General features: G+C 76.2%; 1 protein-coding gene. It reads right to left on the bottom strand.

The annotated features are described in order from the left end of the window. A partial coding sequence (locus JHD80_RS29345) for an RbsD/FucU domain-containing protein (RefSeq protein WP_349237363.1) occupies positions 1-127 on the bottom strand: 127 nt, incomplete at its 3' end. Between the last annotated feature and the right edge of the window lie 175 nt (positions 128-302).

Below are 302 nucleotides of genomic sequence, written 5' to 3'. Positions count from 1 at the left end.
CATAGGGACGGGGATCGCCGACCTGTACCACCGCGAAAGCCCGCCGCGCCTGATCGTAGAATGCGAAGCGCTCGATGCCGACGAGCGGCTCAGCGCGGCCGAGCGCGGTGTCGATCTCGGCCTGCACCTGTCTCTTATACACATCTCCGAGCCCACGAGACTCTAGGCGCGATCGCGTATGCCGTCTTCTGCGTGAAAAGGGGGGGGGGGGGGGGGGGGGGGGGGGGGGGGGGGGGGGGGGGGGGGGGGGGGGGGGGGGGGGGGGGGGGGGGGGGGGGGGGGGGGGGGGGGGGGGGGGGGGG

The organism is Allobosea sp. ASV33, assembly GCF_016428755.1.
In the GTDB taxonomy this organism is placed as follows: Bacteria; Pseudomonadota; Alphaproteobacteria; order Rhizobiales; family Beijerinckiaceae; genus Allobosea.
The sequence above is the reverse complement of the archived record's forward strand: the minus strand, read 5'-3'. Positions and strand labels throughout refer to the sequence as shown.